This is a genomic window from Cellulomonas humilata, assembly GCF_013359775.1.
GTDB classification, from domain to species: Bacteria; Actinomycetota; Actinomycetes; order Actinomycetales; family Cellulomonadaceae; genus Cellulomonas; species Cellulomonas humilata.
Map to the genome: position 1 here is coordinate 43,294 of NZ_JABMCI010000070.1, position 13,531 is coordinate 56,824.

Here is a 13,531-nt window from a genome sequence, read left to right on the forward strand (position 1 = left end):
GAGCCCATTGATGTTGACCGGGGCAGCGGAGCGCGGGAACCATGCCGCCATGGACGACCTCTGGCCCGTCGCCGGCCTCCGCGTGGTGAGTGGTGACCTGGAGCTGCGCTACCTCGACGACGACCGGCTGCTGGCTCTTGCGCGGCTCGCGCAGGACGGCGTCCACGCTCCTGACGCCATGCCGTTCACCGTGCCCTGGACGCAGGGGACCCCCACCGAGGTCGCCCGGAGCGTCCTGACCTACCAGTGGGGCGCGCGCGCTGCGGTCGCCCCCGAGCGCTGGAAGCTCGAGCTGGCCGTGCTCCGCGACGGCGAGGTGCTGGGCACCCAGGCGCTCATGGCGTCCGACTTCCCCGTCATCCGGACCGCGGAGACCGGCTCGTGGCTCGGTCGACGGCACCAGGGTCAGGGCGTCGGTACGCGGATGCGCCTGATGATCCTGCACCTGCTGTTCGAGGGCTTCGGCGGTCGGTACGCGACCACGTCGGCGTTCGACGACAACGGCCCGTCGAACGGAGTGACGAGGCGGATCGGCTACGCCGAGAACGGCATCGACCTGATCGACCGGCTCGGGGGGCTCGCGACGAGCCGCCGCTACCTGCTGGACCGGGCCACCTGGGACGCCCGCCCGGCAGACCTGCGCCCCGAGGTGAGGCTGCACGGGGTCGAGGCCGCGCGGGAGCAGCTGGGTCTGTGACTCAGCGGTCGTCCGCCGCGTCGTGCACGTAGCGGGCCACCTGCACCCGGTTGGTCACCTCGAGCTTGGTGAACAGGCTGCCCACGTGCGTCTTCACGGTGGCCACCCCCAGGTGCAGCGACCGGGCGATCTCCGTGTTGGTCAGCCCGTCGCTCACCGCGACCGCCACCTCCCGCTCGCGGTCCGTCAGCCGCGCCAGGAGGGTCCGCGCCTTGCGCCTGCGCCCGTCCTCGGCGGGTCGGGTGACCGCGGCGATGAGCTGGCTGGTGACGCTCGGGGAGAGCATCGGCTCCCCGAGGGCCACGCGACGCACGGCGACGACCAGGTCCGCGGGAGGGGTGTCCTTCAGCAGGAATCCGGCGGCGCCCAGCTGGAGCGCGGTGAGCACCATCTCGTCGGTGTCGAAGGTGGTCAGGACGATGATCCGGGCCGTCGTGCCGCGCTCGCGCAGCCGGCGGGTGGCGGCGAGGCCGTCCATCCGCGGCATCCGGATGTCCATGAGCACCACGTCGGGCAGCTGGCGCGCGACGACGTCGAGGGCCTCCTGACCGTCGGCCGCCTCGCCGACCACCTCGAGGTCCGGTGCACCGCCCAGGATCATCCGCAGACCTGCCCGCACCAGGGCGTCGTCGTCGACCACCACCACCCTCACGCCGGCCACGGCAGCCTCGCTCCCACGACGAACGCCCCGTCCGGTCCGATCCCGTGCTCGAGCTCGCCCCCGGCCAGCTCGGCCCGCTCCGCCAGGCCCGCCAGGCCCACGCCTCCGCGCTGCCCGTCCGATGGCGTGCGGACGGGGTTGCGCACCTCGATCTCGAGCTGCGCGCCGGGCCCACCGGCCAGCCGGACGCTCACGGGCTCACCGGGTGCGTGCTTGCGGGCATTGGTCAGGGCCTCCTGGACGATCCGGAACGACGTGCGGGACAGGGTCTGCGGCGCAGGGTCCTTGGTGAGGCCGGTGGTGTCCAGGTCGACGTCGGACCCCGCCTCGCGTGCGTCGGCCAGCAGCGCCGGCAGCTCCGCGAGCGTGGGCTGCGGGGGTTCGATGCCCACGGCACCCGCCCCCGCCCGCAGCACGCCCAGCACCTGCCGGAGCTCGCTGAGGGCCAGCTGCGCGTTCGACTGGATCGTCTGGGCCGTCTCGCGCGTCTCGTCGCGCGTCAGGTCGTCCCGGTAGGCCAGCGCGCCCGCGTGCAGGGCGACCAGCGAGATCCGGTGCGCGAGCACGTCGTGCATCTCCCGCGCGATCCGGGTGCGCTCGGCGTCGCGCGACCGCTCGGTGGCCAGCTCCCGCTCGCGCTCGGCGGTCGCCACCTGCTCGCGCAGCGACGCCAGCAGCTCTCGACGGGTCCCGATGTAGTAGCCGGTCGACACGGCCGCCGCGAAGTACGTGACGCCGACGATGAACGCCACGAGGACCAGGTAGCCGCTGTTGTCCCGACCGGGGAAGGCTGCGCGGTAGTACGCCTCGGACCCGACCGACGCGACGAGCCACAGGACCCCGATCACCACCACCCAGCTGCGCCGACGCCACGTGGCCAGCGAGACCAGGGCGATCGTCGCGGCGCCGATGCTCGCCGACGAGACGGTCGTGGCGATGGTCGTCATGCTGGCCACCGCCAGGGGGTACCGGCGGCGCAGCGGGAGCAGGCAGACGGTCATCGCACCCAGCACCAGGTCGACCACGATCAGGGCCCCGGCGACCTCCTCGGCCACCGCGGGCGACACCGACAGGTGCTCGGCGGAGGTCACCCCCCACGCGATCAGCCCGACCCCCGCGGCCAGCAGGTACCGCCACACGCTCGACCACCGGGACAGCGCGGACTGCGGCTGCGGCAGCAGGTCGGTGTCGAGGGCCATGACGGCAGCCTAGGCAGGTGGGTGCCGCGGCTTCGCCCACCTTCGGGCCGGACCGCCTCCACCGTCCGGTGGAGGGCTCAGACGTCGGCGGAGACCGGCTGCCGCAGGATCGTGCGCATCTTCTCCGGCGCGACCCGGCGGCGGTCGCTGAGGTAGATCTCGTGGTGGTGGCCGGCGAAGCGCAGGCCCTGGCTCGGCATGAACTCGTGGTGCAGCTGCGCGAGCACCGGGGCCTCGTCGTCGAACGCGCCGACGTGCAGCGTCTGCACGCACGGACCCTCGTCGAGGGTCTCCAGCCGGACGTCGTCGAGCCGTGTCGGGCGATCCTTCTTGGCACGGACCTGCTCGACGGCTGCGGCGTACCGAGCACTGTCGATCCAGTCCGGGACCATGAGCAGCAGCGTCCAGTCCCACCGGGACTTGTCCCGCGCCGCAGTGAAGGAGTCCATGTCGTCGGCCCGCCACAGGCCCTCCAGCGGAGGAACCACGTAGTCGCGTCCGAGCTCCCGCTTGCTGGCGAACTTCAGCGTGTACGCCACCGGGTAGAGCGCGGCGACCGCCTCCGCGAACTCGGGCGCGGTGTTGGGATCGCCGTGCCCGTCGATCATCAAGTACTGCAGCTCCGGCACGTCCACGAGCCGGAACGAGCCCCGCGAGGCGCGATAGGCGTCGAGGGACTTCGTGAAGTCGGTCTTGTCAGTCATCGACGACCGCGCTGACGCCGGTGGTGGAGCCAAGGGGACTCGAACCCCTAACCCCCTGCTTGCAAAGCAGGTGCGCTACCAATTGCGCCATGGCCCCGTGGTGCATGCCCGGGGGACCTTCACTCGAAGGTGTCGGTGACCTCTGCCCACAGGTCTCGCTCGTCGCGATCCTGTGCGTACTTCTGCCATACGACGAATCCGACGGCGGCGGCTGCCACCAGGAGCAGGAGCTTCTTCATCGGTTCCCCCACGGGTTTGGGAGTGGGCCTAACAGGACTTGAACCTGTGACCTCTTCCTTATCAGGGAAGCGCTCTAACCGTCTGAGCTATAGGCCCGTGCACTACGCGCGCCGCAGTGGCGCCGGATGAGACTACCCCAGCGCGGGGGCCCCACCCAAACCGGCTACCAGGAGGTGCTGGTCACTCGTCCGTCATGGTCACGTGCACGCCGCCGACGAGCGCCGCCACGATGTTGTAGAGGAACGCGCCGATGGTGGCGAGGGCCGTGAGCAGGAAGACGTCGATCACCGCGACGAGCGTCGCGCCGGAGATGATCCGCTGGAACTCGACGTACTGCAGGATGTCGATCCCGCTCTCCGTACCGGTGATCTGGGTGACCAGGTCATTGGCCTTGGTGAACACCTGGAGCCCGTTCAGCGTGAACCAGACCACGGCCGCGCCGACGACGATCATCACGCCGATGGCCACCGACAGCAGGAACGACAGCTTCATCACGGACCACGGGTCCACGCGGGAGATCGCCAGGCGGACCCGGCGCGGGGCGCCGTGGGGCCCGACCGTCGGGATGCGTCCCGTGCTCGGCCGGGCGCCCGTGAGGTTGTCGGACGCGGGGACCGGGCGGGGGGCCGTGGTGCTGGCCGCCGGGGCAGATGCTGCCGGGGTGGTCGTCATGGTCGGTTCCTTGGGACGGGGTCGAGTGGCCGCGGCGAACGCTGCGGACGTCGCGACGCCGGCCTTCTTCAGCCAGACGGTGGCGGTGTCCACCGCCACCATCATCGGGGACGGAGGGTCGTGCTCGTCGCCGACTCCCGGTGCGGAGGTGTCACGATCCTGTGGAGATGTCGCGGTGGCGGGCGCGGCCTCCGTCCGAACCGCGCTCGCCGGGCGCTCCGTGGCCTCCGGGCGGTCCGGCGGCGACGACCGCGGGGGGGCCACGGTCGGCGGCATCACGCTGGCGGGAACCGTGAACGCGGTGGCGCCGTTCGACCCGTTCAGGCTGGGCACATGCGTGGCCGCGTCCCCGTCCGCCGAGCCGTTCCACGCCGACGTCGACCCCTGGTGTGGCGCGGACGTCGTCGTGCGACCGGCGGTCGTCGGCGTCGTCGGGCGCTTGCGCGGCGGGATCGAGGGGGGCGTGAAATCGGTCATGCGTCCTCCGCTGACGGGTCGGTCACTGCCTGGTCGACCGGCGCCTCGGACTCATCGGGCGTGTCCGAGACGTCGGGAACCTGGCCATTCTCAGCGCCCACGGTACCTGCCTCGTCCGCCAGGTGTCGCTCAGTGTTCCGCGCGACCGCGATGATGCGGTCCCCGTTGTCGGGCTTGGCGAAGATGACACCCTGCGTCGTGCGGCCCGTGGCGTTGACCTCCGCCGTGGCCGAGCGCACGATCTTGCCCCGCTCCATGATGACGAGGACCTCGTCCTCGGGGTCCACCACGAGGGCGCCCACGAGGTCGCCGTTCGCCTCCGGGAGGTTGGCCACCTTGATGCCCAGACCGCCGCGGCCCTGCTGGCGGTAGTTCTCCACGGTCAGCGCGGTGCGCTTGGCGATGCCGCCCTGGGTCACGGTGAACAGGAAGGCGTCCTCCCGCACCACGTCCATGGCCAGCAGCTCGTCGTCCGCGCGGAACTTCATGCCCGTGACGCCCGAGGTGGCCCGGCCCATCGGGCGCAGCGACTCGTCGGACGCGGTGAAGCGCACCGACTGCCCCTTGCGGGACACCAGGATCAGGTCCTCGTGCGAGTCGACCAGGCGCGCCGAGACCAGCTCGTCGGGCAGGCCGTCCTCGTCCTCGCGCAGGTTGATCGCGATGACGCCGCCGGAGCGGTTGGAGTCGTAGTCCGACAGCCGCGTCTTCTTCACCAGGCCGCGCTGCGTGGCAAGCACCAGGTACTCGGCCTTGGTGTAGTCGCGGATGTCCAGCACCTGCGCGATCTTCTCGCCCGGCTGGAACGCGAGCAGGTTGGCCACGTGCTGGCCCTTGGCGTCGCGACCGCCCTCCGGCAGCTCGTAGGCCTTGGCACGGTAGACGCGGCCGAAGTTGGTGAAGAACAGCAGCCAGTGGTGCGTCGTCGTGACGAAGAAGTGGTCCACCAGGTCGTCCTCGCGCAACTGCGCGCCGCGCACGCCCTTGCCACCGCGCCGCTGGGCCCGGTAGTTGTCCGAGCGCGTCCGCTTGGCGTAGCCGCCGCGCGTGATGGTGACGACCATCTCCTCCTCGGCGATGAGGTCCTCCACGCTGACCTCGCCGTCGAACGGAAGGATCGTCGTGCGGCGCTCGTCGCCGTACTTGGCGACGATCTCGCCCAGCTCTTCGGACACGATGTCCCGCTGGCGCTGCTCGGACTCGAGGATCGCGCGGTACTCGGTGATCTCGGCCTCGAGCTTCGCGTACCGCTCGAGGATCTCCTGGCGCTGGAGCGCGGCCAGGCGGCGCAGCTGGAGGTTGAGGATCGCGTTCGCCTGGAGCTCGTCGATGTCGAGCAGGGCCATCAGGCCGGCGCGCGCCTCGTCCGCGTCGGGCGAGCGGCGGATGAGGGCGATGACCTCGTCGAGCGCGTCGAGCGCCTTGAGGTAGCCGCGGTAGATGTGGATGTCGGCCTCGGCCTCGCGCAGCTTGTAGGCCGTGCGGCGGACGACGACCTCGAGCTGGTGGGTGACCCAGTGGCGCACGAACGCGTCGATGCTCAGCGTGCGCGGCACCTCGTCGACGAGCGCCAGCATGTTGGCGCCGAACGTCTCCTGGAGCTGCGTGTGCTTGTAGAGGTTGTTCAGCACGACCTTCGCGACCGCGTCGCGCTTGAGCACGATCACCAGGCGCTGGCCGGCGCGGCCCGACGTCTCGTCGCGCATGTCCGCGATCCCGGTCACCTTGTTCTCGCGGACCAGGTCCGCGATCTTCTTCGCCAGCGTGTCCGGGTTCACCTGGTACGGCAGCTCGGTGACGACCAGGCAGATCCGGTTCTGGATCTCCTCCACCTGGACGATCGCGCGCATCGTGATGGAGCCGCGGCCCGTCCGGTACGCCTCCTCGATGCCCTTGTGGCCCAGGATCGTGGCGCCGGTGGGGAAGTCCGGGCCCTTGATCCGCAGCAGGAGCGCGGCGAGCAGCTCCTCGCGCGACGCCTCCGGGTGGTCGAGGTGCCACTGCACGCCCTCGGCCACCTCGCGCAGGTTGTGCGGCGGGATGTTGGTGGCCATGCCGACCGCGATGCCGGCCGCGCCGTTGACCAGCAGGTTCGGGAACCGGGCCGGCAGGACCGTGGGCTCCTGCGTGCGTCCGTCGTAGTTGTCCTGGAAGTCGACGGTGTCCTTGTCGATGTCCCGGACCATCTCCATGGACAGCGGGGCCATCTTGCACTCGGTGTACCGGGGCGCGGCGGCCGGGTCGTCGCCCGGCGAGCCGAAGTTGCCCTGCCCGGAGACCAGCGGGTACCGCAGCGACCAGTCCTGGACCAGCCGCACGAGGGCGTCGTAGATCGACGTGTCGCCGTGCGGGTGGTACTTGCCCATGACGTCGCCGACGACGCGCGAGCACTTGGAGAACTGGCGGTCGGGGCGGTAACCGCCGTCGTACATGGCGTAGAGGACGCGGCGGTGCACCGGCTTGAGTCCGTCGCGCACGTCCGGCAGGGCACGGCCGACGATGACGGACATGGCGTAGTCGAGGTACGACCGCTGCATCTCCAGCTGCAGGTCGACCTGCTCGATGTTGCCGTGCTCGATCTCGTTGCCGGTGGTCTCGCTCAACGGGGTTCCTTACTTCGGTTGCGTACGTGGGTGGAGGCCGGACGTCTTTGATCAGACGTCGAGGAACCTCACGTCCTTCGCGTTGCGCTGGATGAACGAGCGGCGGGACTCGACGTCCTCGCCCATGAGGATCGAGAAGATCTCGTCGGCCGCGGCGGCCTCGTCGAGCGTGACCTGCAGGAGGGTGCGGTGCTCGGGCGACATCGTGGTCTCCCACAGCTCCTGGTAGTCCATCTCACCGAGACCCTTGTACCGCTGGACCGAGTTGTCCTTGGGCAGCCGCTTGCCCGCGGCCTGCCCGTCCGTGATGACGGCGTCCCGCTCGCGGTCCGAGTACACGTAGTCGTGATCCGCGTTGGCCCACTTGATCCGGTACAGCGGCGGCTGGGCCAGGTACACGTGACCGTGCGTGATGAGGTTCGGCATGTAGCGGAACAGCAGGGTGAGCAGCAGGGTGCGGATGTGCTGCCCGTCGACGTCGGCGTCGGCCATGATCACGATCTTGTGGTACCTCAGCTTGGCGATGTCGAAGTCCTCGCCGATGCCGGTGCCGAACGCGGTGATCAGCGCCTGGACCTCCTGGTTGCCCAGGGCGCGGTCCAGCCGCGCACGCTCGACGTTGAGGATCTTCCCGCGGATCGGCAGGATCGCCTGCGTCCGGGGGTTGCGACCGCGCACGGCCGAGCCGCCGGCCGAGTCCCCCTCGACGATGAAGACCTCGCACTCCTCGGCGCGGTTGGACTGGCAGTCCCGGAGCTTGCCCGGCATGCCGCCCGACTCCAGCAGACCCTTGCGGCGGGTGGCCTCGCGCGCCTTGCGGGCGGCCATGCGCGCGGCCGCGGCCTGGATCGACTTGCGGATGACGTCCCGCGCCTCGTTCGGGTGCGAGTCCAGCCAGTCGCCCAGCTGCTCGTTGACCACGCGCTGCACGAACGTCTTGGCCTCGGTGTTGCCCAACTTTGTCTTGGTCTGGCCCTCGAACTGCGGCTCGCCCAGCTTGATGGAGATGACCGCCGTGAGGCCCTCGCGGATGTCGTCGCCCGTGAGGTTCTCGTCCTTCTCCTTGAGGATGCCCTTCTCGCGCGCGTAGCGGTTGATCAGGGAGGTCATCGCCGCACGGAAGCCCTCTTCGTGCGTGCCGCCCTCGGTGGTCGAGATCGTGTTGGCGTACGTGTGCACCGACTCGGAGTACGCGTTGGTCCACTGCATGGCGATCTCGACGGCGATCCGGCGCTCGGTGTCCTCGGACTCGAAGTCGATGATCTCCGGGTGGACGACCTCCACCTTCTTGGCGCCGTTGAGGTGCTTGACGTAGTCGACCAGGCCGTCGTCGTACTTGTAGGTGACGTTTCGCGACGTCGGAGCGGCCTCGTCGTCCCCGGCCAGCTCGTCCTCCGTGCCCAGGTGCTCGGGGCGCTCGTCGGTGAGCGTGATCTGGAGCCCCTTGTTCAGGAACGCGTACTGCTGGAAGCGCGCCCGCAGCGTCTCGAAGTCGAACTCGGTGGTCTCGAAGATCGCGGGGTCGGCCCAGAACGTCTGCATGGTGCCGGTCTCGTCGGTCGGCTCGCCCTTCTGGAGCTCGCCCAGCGGCTTGCCGCCGTCGGAGAAGTCCTGCTGCCACACGAACCCGTCGCGCTTGACCACCGTCTCCACGCGCGTGGACAGCGCGTTGACCACGGAGATGCCCACGCCGTGCAGCCCGCCCGAGACCGCGTAGCCCGCGCCGCCGAACTTCCCGCCGGCGTGCAGGATCGTCATGACGACCTCGACCGTGGGGCGTCCCTCGGTGGGGTGGATGGCGACGGGGATGCCGCGGCCGTTGTCGACGACGCGCACACCACCGTCGGCGAGCAGCGTGATCTCGATGTGGTCGCAGTAGCCGGCGAGAGCCTCGTCGACCGAGTTGTCGACGACCTCGGTGACCAGGTGGTGCAGGCCGCGCGCGCCCGTGGAGCCGATGTACATGCCCGGGCGCTTCCGGACCGCCTCGAGACCCTCCAGCACCGTGATGGCGCTGGCGTCGTACCCGCCGTTGCCCTCCTTGGTGCTCTTCGTCGTGCTCGGCGCGGGGGTGCTCTGCTCGGCCACGGGCGGTGGTGCTCCTCAAGCTCTCACACGCGACGGAGCGCGCCGACCGAACTTCGCCGGGTCGGATCACTCCATGACGCTGGAGTTCCGGGCACAGATGCGCCAGGAATGACCTTCACAGTCTACCTGGTGGACGGGCTCGGACCCTCTTTTCCCACAGGCGGCGGCGTGCTCAGCGGAACGTGTCGCGCTCCCCGCGGCCCGCCACGCGCTTCGGACCGGTCTTGAACCGGGGTCCGCCGGGGTTCAGCACGGTGATCTCCAGGACGATCCCGTCGCCCAGGTCCGCCGCGAACCGGCCGAGCATCGCCGGCGCCAGGAACTTCAGCTGCGTCGCCCACGACGTCGAGTGGGCGCGCAGGGTCAGCGCTCCGCCCTCGAAGGACACGTACTCGCAGTGCTCGGCCACCTGCGGGCCGACGAGCTCCGACCACCGGTGCTTCAGCACACCGGCGACCTGGTCCGACGTGCCACCGAGCTGGTCGAGCAGCCCGCTGACCGTGGACCCGATGAGCTGCGGGTCCCGCGCGCCCGGACCGGCCGTGCCCACCGCGACCTGAACCAGCGGGCGGCGCCGCGCGGGGTCGCCCGGCCGGAAGCCCCGTTGCGCCGCGGCGGCCTTCGCGCGACCGAGTGCGCCGAGGGCCACCTGGCGGGGCGGGGTCAGCTCCACCAGGTCGCGCAGCGGGGTGCCGTCCACGGGCCGGGGCTTCGGGAACAGGCCGTCATCAGAGGACACGGGCCACCTCACCGCCCATCACGTCCACCCGCGCACCGGCCAGCGGCGCCGGGACGTCCTCGGCCACCGCCGCGGTGATGAGCACCTGCCGAGCGGGGGCCACCAGCTCGGCCAGCCGGTCGCGGCGGCGCGCATCGAGCTCGGCGAACACGTCGTCGAGGATCAGGACCGGCTCGCCGTCAGGCCCCCAGTCCCCACCCACTCCCTCGTCGCCGCGGGTCAGCAGCTCGTACGACGCCAGCCGCAGCGCGAGCGCGAACGACCACGACTCGCCGTGGCTCGCGTAGCCCTTGGCCGGCAGACCGCCGAGCGTCAGGACGAGGTCGTCGCGGTGCGGTCCGACCAGGCTGACCCCGCGCTCGATCTCCTTGCCGCGCAGCCGGCCGATCGCCTCGAGCAGCTGCGCCTCGACCAGGTCGACGGACGCGGTCTCGTCGGCGGTCTCGAGCACCGCGTCGAGCGACGCCTTGTAGGTGACGATGGCATCACCCTGCCCGGCGCTGACCTGCGCATATGCCCGTTCGATGTGCGGGGCGAGCGCCCTGACCAGACCGCGGCGGGCCACGATGATCTGCGCGCCCGTCTGCGCGAGCTTGGCGTCCCAGACGTCGAGCGTGCGCAGGTCGGCACCCGCGCCGCGGCGCGCCACCGCGGCGGACTTCAACAACGCCGACCGCTGCCGCAGCACCCGGTCGTAGTCCGCAACGGTCCCGGCAACCCGCGGCGTCAGCTGCACCAGCAGGTCGTCGAGGAACCGGCGGCGGCCGTCCGGGTCGCCCTTGACCAGCGACAGGTCCTCGGGCGCGAAGAGCACCGTGCGCAGGATGCCGAGCACGTCCCTGGCGCGCGTGGGGGAACCCCCGTTGACCCGCGCGCGGTTCGCCTTGCCCGGTGTCACCTCGATCTCGACCAGCGTCGAGCGCGGGCGGCCGGCCTCGAGCTCGCGGACCACCTTCGCCCGCACGACCGCCCGGGTGGTGCCGGCACGGACCAGCGCGGCATCGGTGGGCACTCGGTGGCTGCCCAGCGTGGCGACGTAGCCGAGCGCCTCGACCAGGTTGGTCTTGCCCTGCCCGTTCGGTCCGACGAGCGCGGTGATGCCGGGCTCCAGCGGGAGCTCGACCTGCGCGTACGAGCGGAAGTCCGTCAGGGAGAGGTGCGCGACATACATCGTCGGGTCAGGCGGGTGGTGCGGGCTTCACGGCGTGGCCGCCGAACTGCTGACGCAGGGCGGCGACCGCCTTCATGGCCGGGGACTCCTCCTGGCGCGAGGCGAAGCGCGCGAACAGCGACGCGGAGATCACCGGCACCGGCACCGCGAGGTCGATCGCCTCGTCCACGGTCCAGCGACCCTCGCCCGAGTCCTCGACCCAGTCGTCGATCTCGCCCAGGCCGGGATCCTGCTCGAGCGCCTTGACCAGCAGCTCCAGCAGCCAGGACCGCACGACGGTGCCTCGCTGCCAGGCGCGCACGGTCCCGTGCACGTCCGTGACCAGGTCCTTCGCGGCCAAGAGCTCGTACCCCTCGGCGTACGCCTGCATCAGCCCGTACTCGATGCCGTTGTGCACCATCTTGGCGAAGTGGCCGGCACCCACCTTGCCCGCGTGCACGAACCCCTCCGCCCGCGGACCCTCCGGACGCAGCGCGTCGAACACCGGCATGACAGTCGCGACGAGCGCCTCGTCCCCGCCGACCATCAGGCCGTAGCCGTTCTCCAGCCCCCAGACACCGCCCGACACCCCGGCGTCGAGGAAGCCGACCCCGGTCGCGGCCAGCAGGTCCGCGTGCGGCTGGTCGTCCTGGTAGTACGAGTTCCCGCCGTCGATGACGATGTCGCCGGCCGTCAGCAGCCCGGCCAGGTCGTGCACGACCGCATCGGTGATCTCACCCGAGGGCACCATCACCCAGACGATCCGCTGACCTGCGGGCAGTGCCTCGACCAGCGCCTCGAGGGACGGGACGTCCGTGACGTCGGGGTTGCGGTCGAACCCTGTGACCTCGATACCGGCGGCACGGATGCGAGACCGCATGTTCGCGCCCATCTTGCCCAGACCGACCAGACCGATGTGCATGGCGTGCCTCTCTCGTCGCGACCGCGTCTCACTCTGCCGCAGGACGCGACGGTGCGCCGATCAGCTGGCGAAGCGGATGGGCACCAGCAGGTAGCGGTACTCCGGGTTGTCCTCGCCGTCCAGCGTCTCCTGGCCGGTGAACTCCACCGGCTTGTTCGGGTGCGTGAACGACAGCCGGACGAACGTGGTGCTCAGCGCACCGAGCCCGTCGAGCAGGAACTGCGGGTTGAACGCCACCGAGATGTCGTCGCCGACGAGCGTGGCCTCGAGCGCCTCGGACGCCTGCGCGTCGTCGCCCTGGCCGGCGTCGAGCACGACCTGGCCCTCGCTGAACGACAGGCGGATCGGGGTGTTGCGCTCGGCGACCAGGCTGACGCGCTTGGCGGCATCCGCCAGGGAGTGCGTGTTGACGATCGCGTGGATGGGCGTCTCGTCCGGGAACAGCCGACGGACCGCGGGGTAGTCGCCGTCGACCAGGAGGCTGGTGGTCTGCCGGCCGGCTGCCTCGAACCCGATCATGTCCACCCCGGAGCCCGTGGACAGGGCCACGGTCACCGAGCCGGCGCTGCCGAGCGACTTGGCGGCGTCCGAGAGGGTGCGGGCGCGGACGAGGGCGACCGTCGAGATGTCCGGGGAGGACGGCTTCCACGTGAGCTCGCGCAGTGCCAAGCGGTAGCGGTCCGTGGCGAGCAGGGTGACCTTCTCGCCCTCGATCTCGACGCGCACGCCCGTGAGCAGCGGCAACGTGTCGTCCCGGCTGGCTGCGACGGAGACCTGGGCGACCGCGTGCGTCAGCTCGTCGCCGTCGACGGTGCCCGTGGTCGGGGGCATCACCGGCAGGTTCGGGTAGTCCTCGACCGGCATGGTCAGCAGCGTGAACCGGCTGGCGCCGCAGGTCACGACGACCTTGGTGCCCTCGAGCACGACGTCGACCGGCTTGTCCGGCAGGGACCGGGAGATCTCCGCGAGCAGGCGCCCGGAGACGAGCACGGAGCCGGCCTCGCTGACGTCCGCCGGGATCTGCGACCGGGCCGAGACCTCGTAGTCGAAGCTGGAAAGCTGCACGGTGCCCGTGGTGTCGGCCTCGAGCCGGACACCTGCCAGGACAGGGACCGGCGGCCGGGTGGGCAGGCTGCGCGCCGTCCACGTGACGGCGTCCGCGAGCACGTCGCGGTCGACCCGGAACCTCATACCTCACCTCTCGTCGAGCTGGCCTGGCTGCGTGCCGGCACGGGTTGTGCGGCGGGCGGGCGGACAGGCGTCAGGCGAACACTACGCGAGAGGTACGACGCTCGGTACGGGCATGCGGATGACAACGACAGCGGTGTGGTTCCGGGCGGGGTCGGGGCCTTTGGCGGTGTGTGGATCCCCCTCATAGA

The 13,531-nt window shown here is 70.9% G+C and carries 12 protein-coding genes and 2 tRNA genes; 1 reads left to right on the top strand and 13 read right to left on the bottom strand.

The annotated features are described in order from the left end of the window. Positions 1-49: 49 nt before the first annotated feature. Entirely contained in the window at positions 50-697 is a 648-nt protein-coding gene (locus tag HP550_RS17260; RefSeq protein ID WP_175348924.1) for a GNAT family N-acetyltransferase, read from the top strand. A 1-nt stretch (position 698) separates the two neighbouring features. Here the strand turns inward: HP550_RS17260 and HP550_RS17265 are convergent, their stop codons facing one another. The 13 genes from HP550_RS17265 to dnaN form a co-directional block, all read right to left on the bottom strand. Beyond that, positions 699-1,358 carry a response regulator gene (locus tag HP550_RS17265; protein WP_343048240.1) on the bottom strand — a complete coding sequence of 220 codons (660 nt, stop codon included), beginning with the start codon at positions 1,356-1,358 and terminating at the stop codon, positions 699-701. Then, positions 1,346-2,557: a sensor histidine kinase gene (locus HP550_RS17270; protein ID WP_175348925.1), complete on the bottom strand. Its 1,212-nt coding sequence runs from the start codon at positions 2,555-2,557 to the stop codon at positions 1,346-1,348. Before HP550_RS17270 ends, HP550_RS17265 begins: the two co-directional genes overlap by 13 nt. Positions 2,558-2,634: 77 nt before the next feature. Then, positions 2,635-3,261, bottom strand: a complete 627-nt coding sequence (locus tag HP550_RS17275; protein WP_175348926.1) for a GyrI-like domain-containing protein — start codon at positions 3,259-3,261, stop codon at positions 2,635-2,637. A gap of 21 nt (positions 3,262-3,282) precedes the next feature. Continuing rightward, positions 3,283-3,358: transfer RNA gene (locus HP550_RS17280), tRNA-Ala, on the bottom strand. Between the two features lie 22 nt (positions 3,359-3,380). Then, positions 3,381-3,500, bottom strand: coding sequence for a DLW-39 family protein (locus HP550_RS21985; protein ID WP_210768242.1), 120 nt, complete (start codon positions 3,498-3,500; stop codon positions 3,381-3,383). 23 nt (positions 3,501-3,523) lie between these two features. Then, positions 3,524-3,597: transfer RNA gene (locus tag HP550_RS17285), tRNA-Ile, on the bottom strand. An 84-nt stretch (positions 3,598-3,681) separates the two neighbouring features. Beyond that, entirely contained in the window at positions 3,682-4,650 is a 969-nt protein-coding gene (locus tag HP550_RS17290) for a DUF3566 domain-containing protein (RefSeq protein WP_175348927.1), read from the bottom strand. After that, on the bottom strand, positions 4,647-7,253 hold the full coding sequence (gene gyrA, locus HP550_RS17295) for a DNA gyrase subunit A (protein WP_175348928.1): 2,607 nt from the start codon (positions 7,251-7,253) through the stop codon (positions 4,647-4,649). The genes HP550_RS17290 and gyrA overlap by 4 nt, the downstream gene beginning before the upstream one ends. Positions 7,254-7,304: 51 nt before the next feature. Further along, a complete protein-coding gene (gene gyrB / locus HP550_RS17300) occupies positions 7,305-9,341 on the bottom strand; it encodes a DNA topoisomerase (ATP-hydrolyzing) subunit B (protein ID WP_175348929.1) in 2,037 nt (678 codons plus the stop codon). A 172-nt stretch (positions 9,342-9,513) separates the two neighbouring features. Beyond that, positions 9,514-10,080 (bottom strand): DciA family protein, encoded by a 567-nt coding sequence (locus HP550_RS17305; RefSeq protein WP_343048241.1) that lies wholly within the window; start codon positions 10,078-10,080, stop codon positions 9,514-9,516. Beyond that, positions 10,070-11,251: a DNA replication/repair protein RecF gene (recF, locus tag HP550_RS17310; RefSeq protein ID WP_175348931.1), complete on the bottom strand. Its 1,182-nt coding sequence runs from the start codon at positions 11,249-11,251 to the stop codon at positions 10,070-10,072. Before recF ends, HP550_RS17305 begins: the two co-directional genes overlap by 11 nt. 7 nt (positions 11,252-11,258) lie before the next feature. Beyond that, complete coding sequence (gnd, locus tag HP550_RS17315) at positions 11,259-12,152, bottom strand: phosphogluconate dehydrogenase (NAD(+)-dependent, decarboxylating) (protein WP_175348932.1); 894 nt, start codon at positions 12,150-12,152, stop codon at positions 11,259-11,261. Between the two features lie 60 nt (positions 12,153-12,212). Continuing rightward, positions 12,213-13,343, bottom strand: a complete 1,131-nt coding sequence (gene dnaN, locus HP550_RS17320; protein WP_175348933.1) for a DNA polymerase III subunit beta — start codon at positions 13,341-13,343, stop codon at positions 12,213-12,215. Between the last annotated feature and the right edge of the window lie 188 nt (positions 13,344-13,531).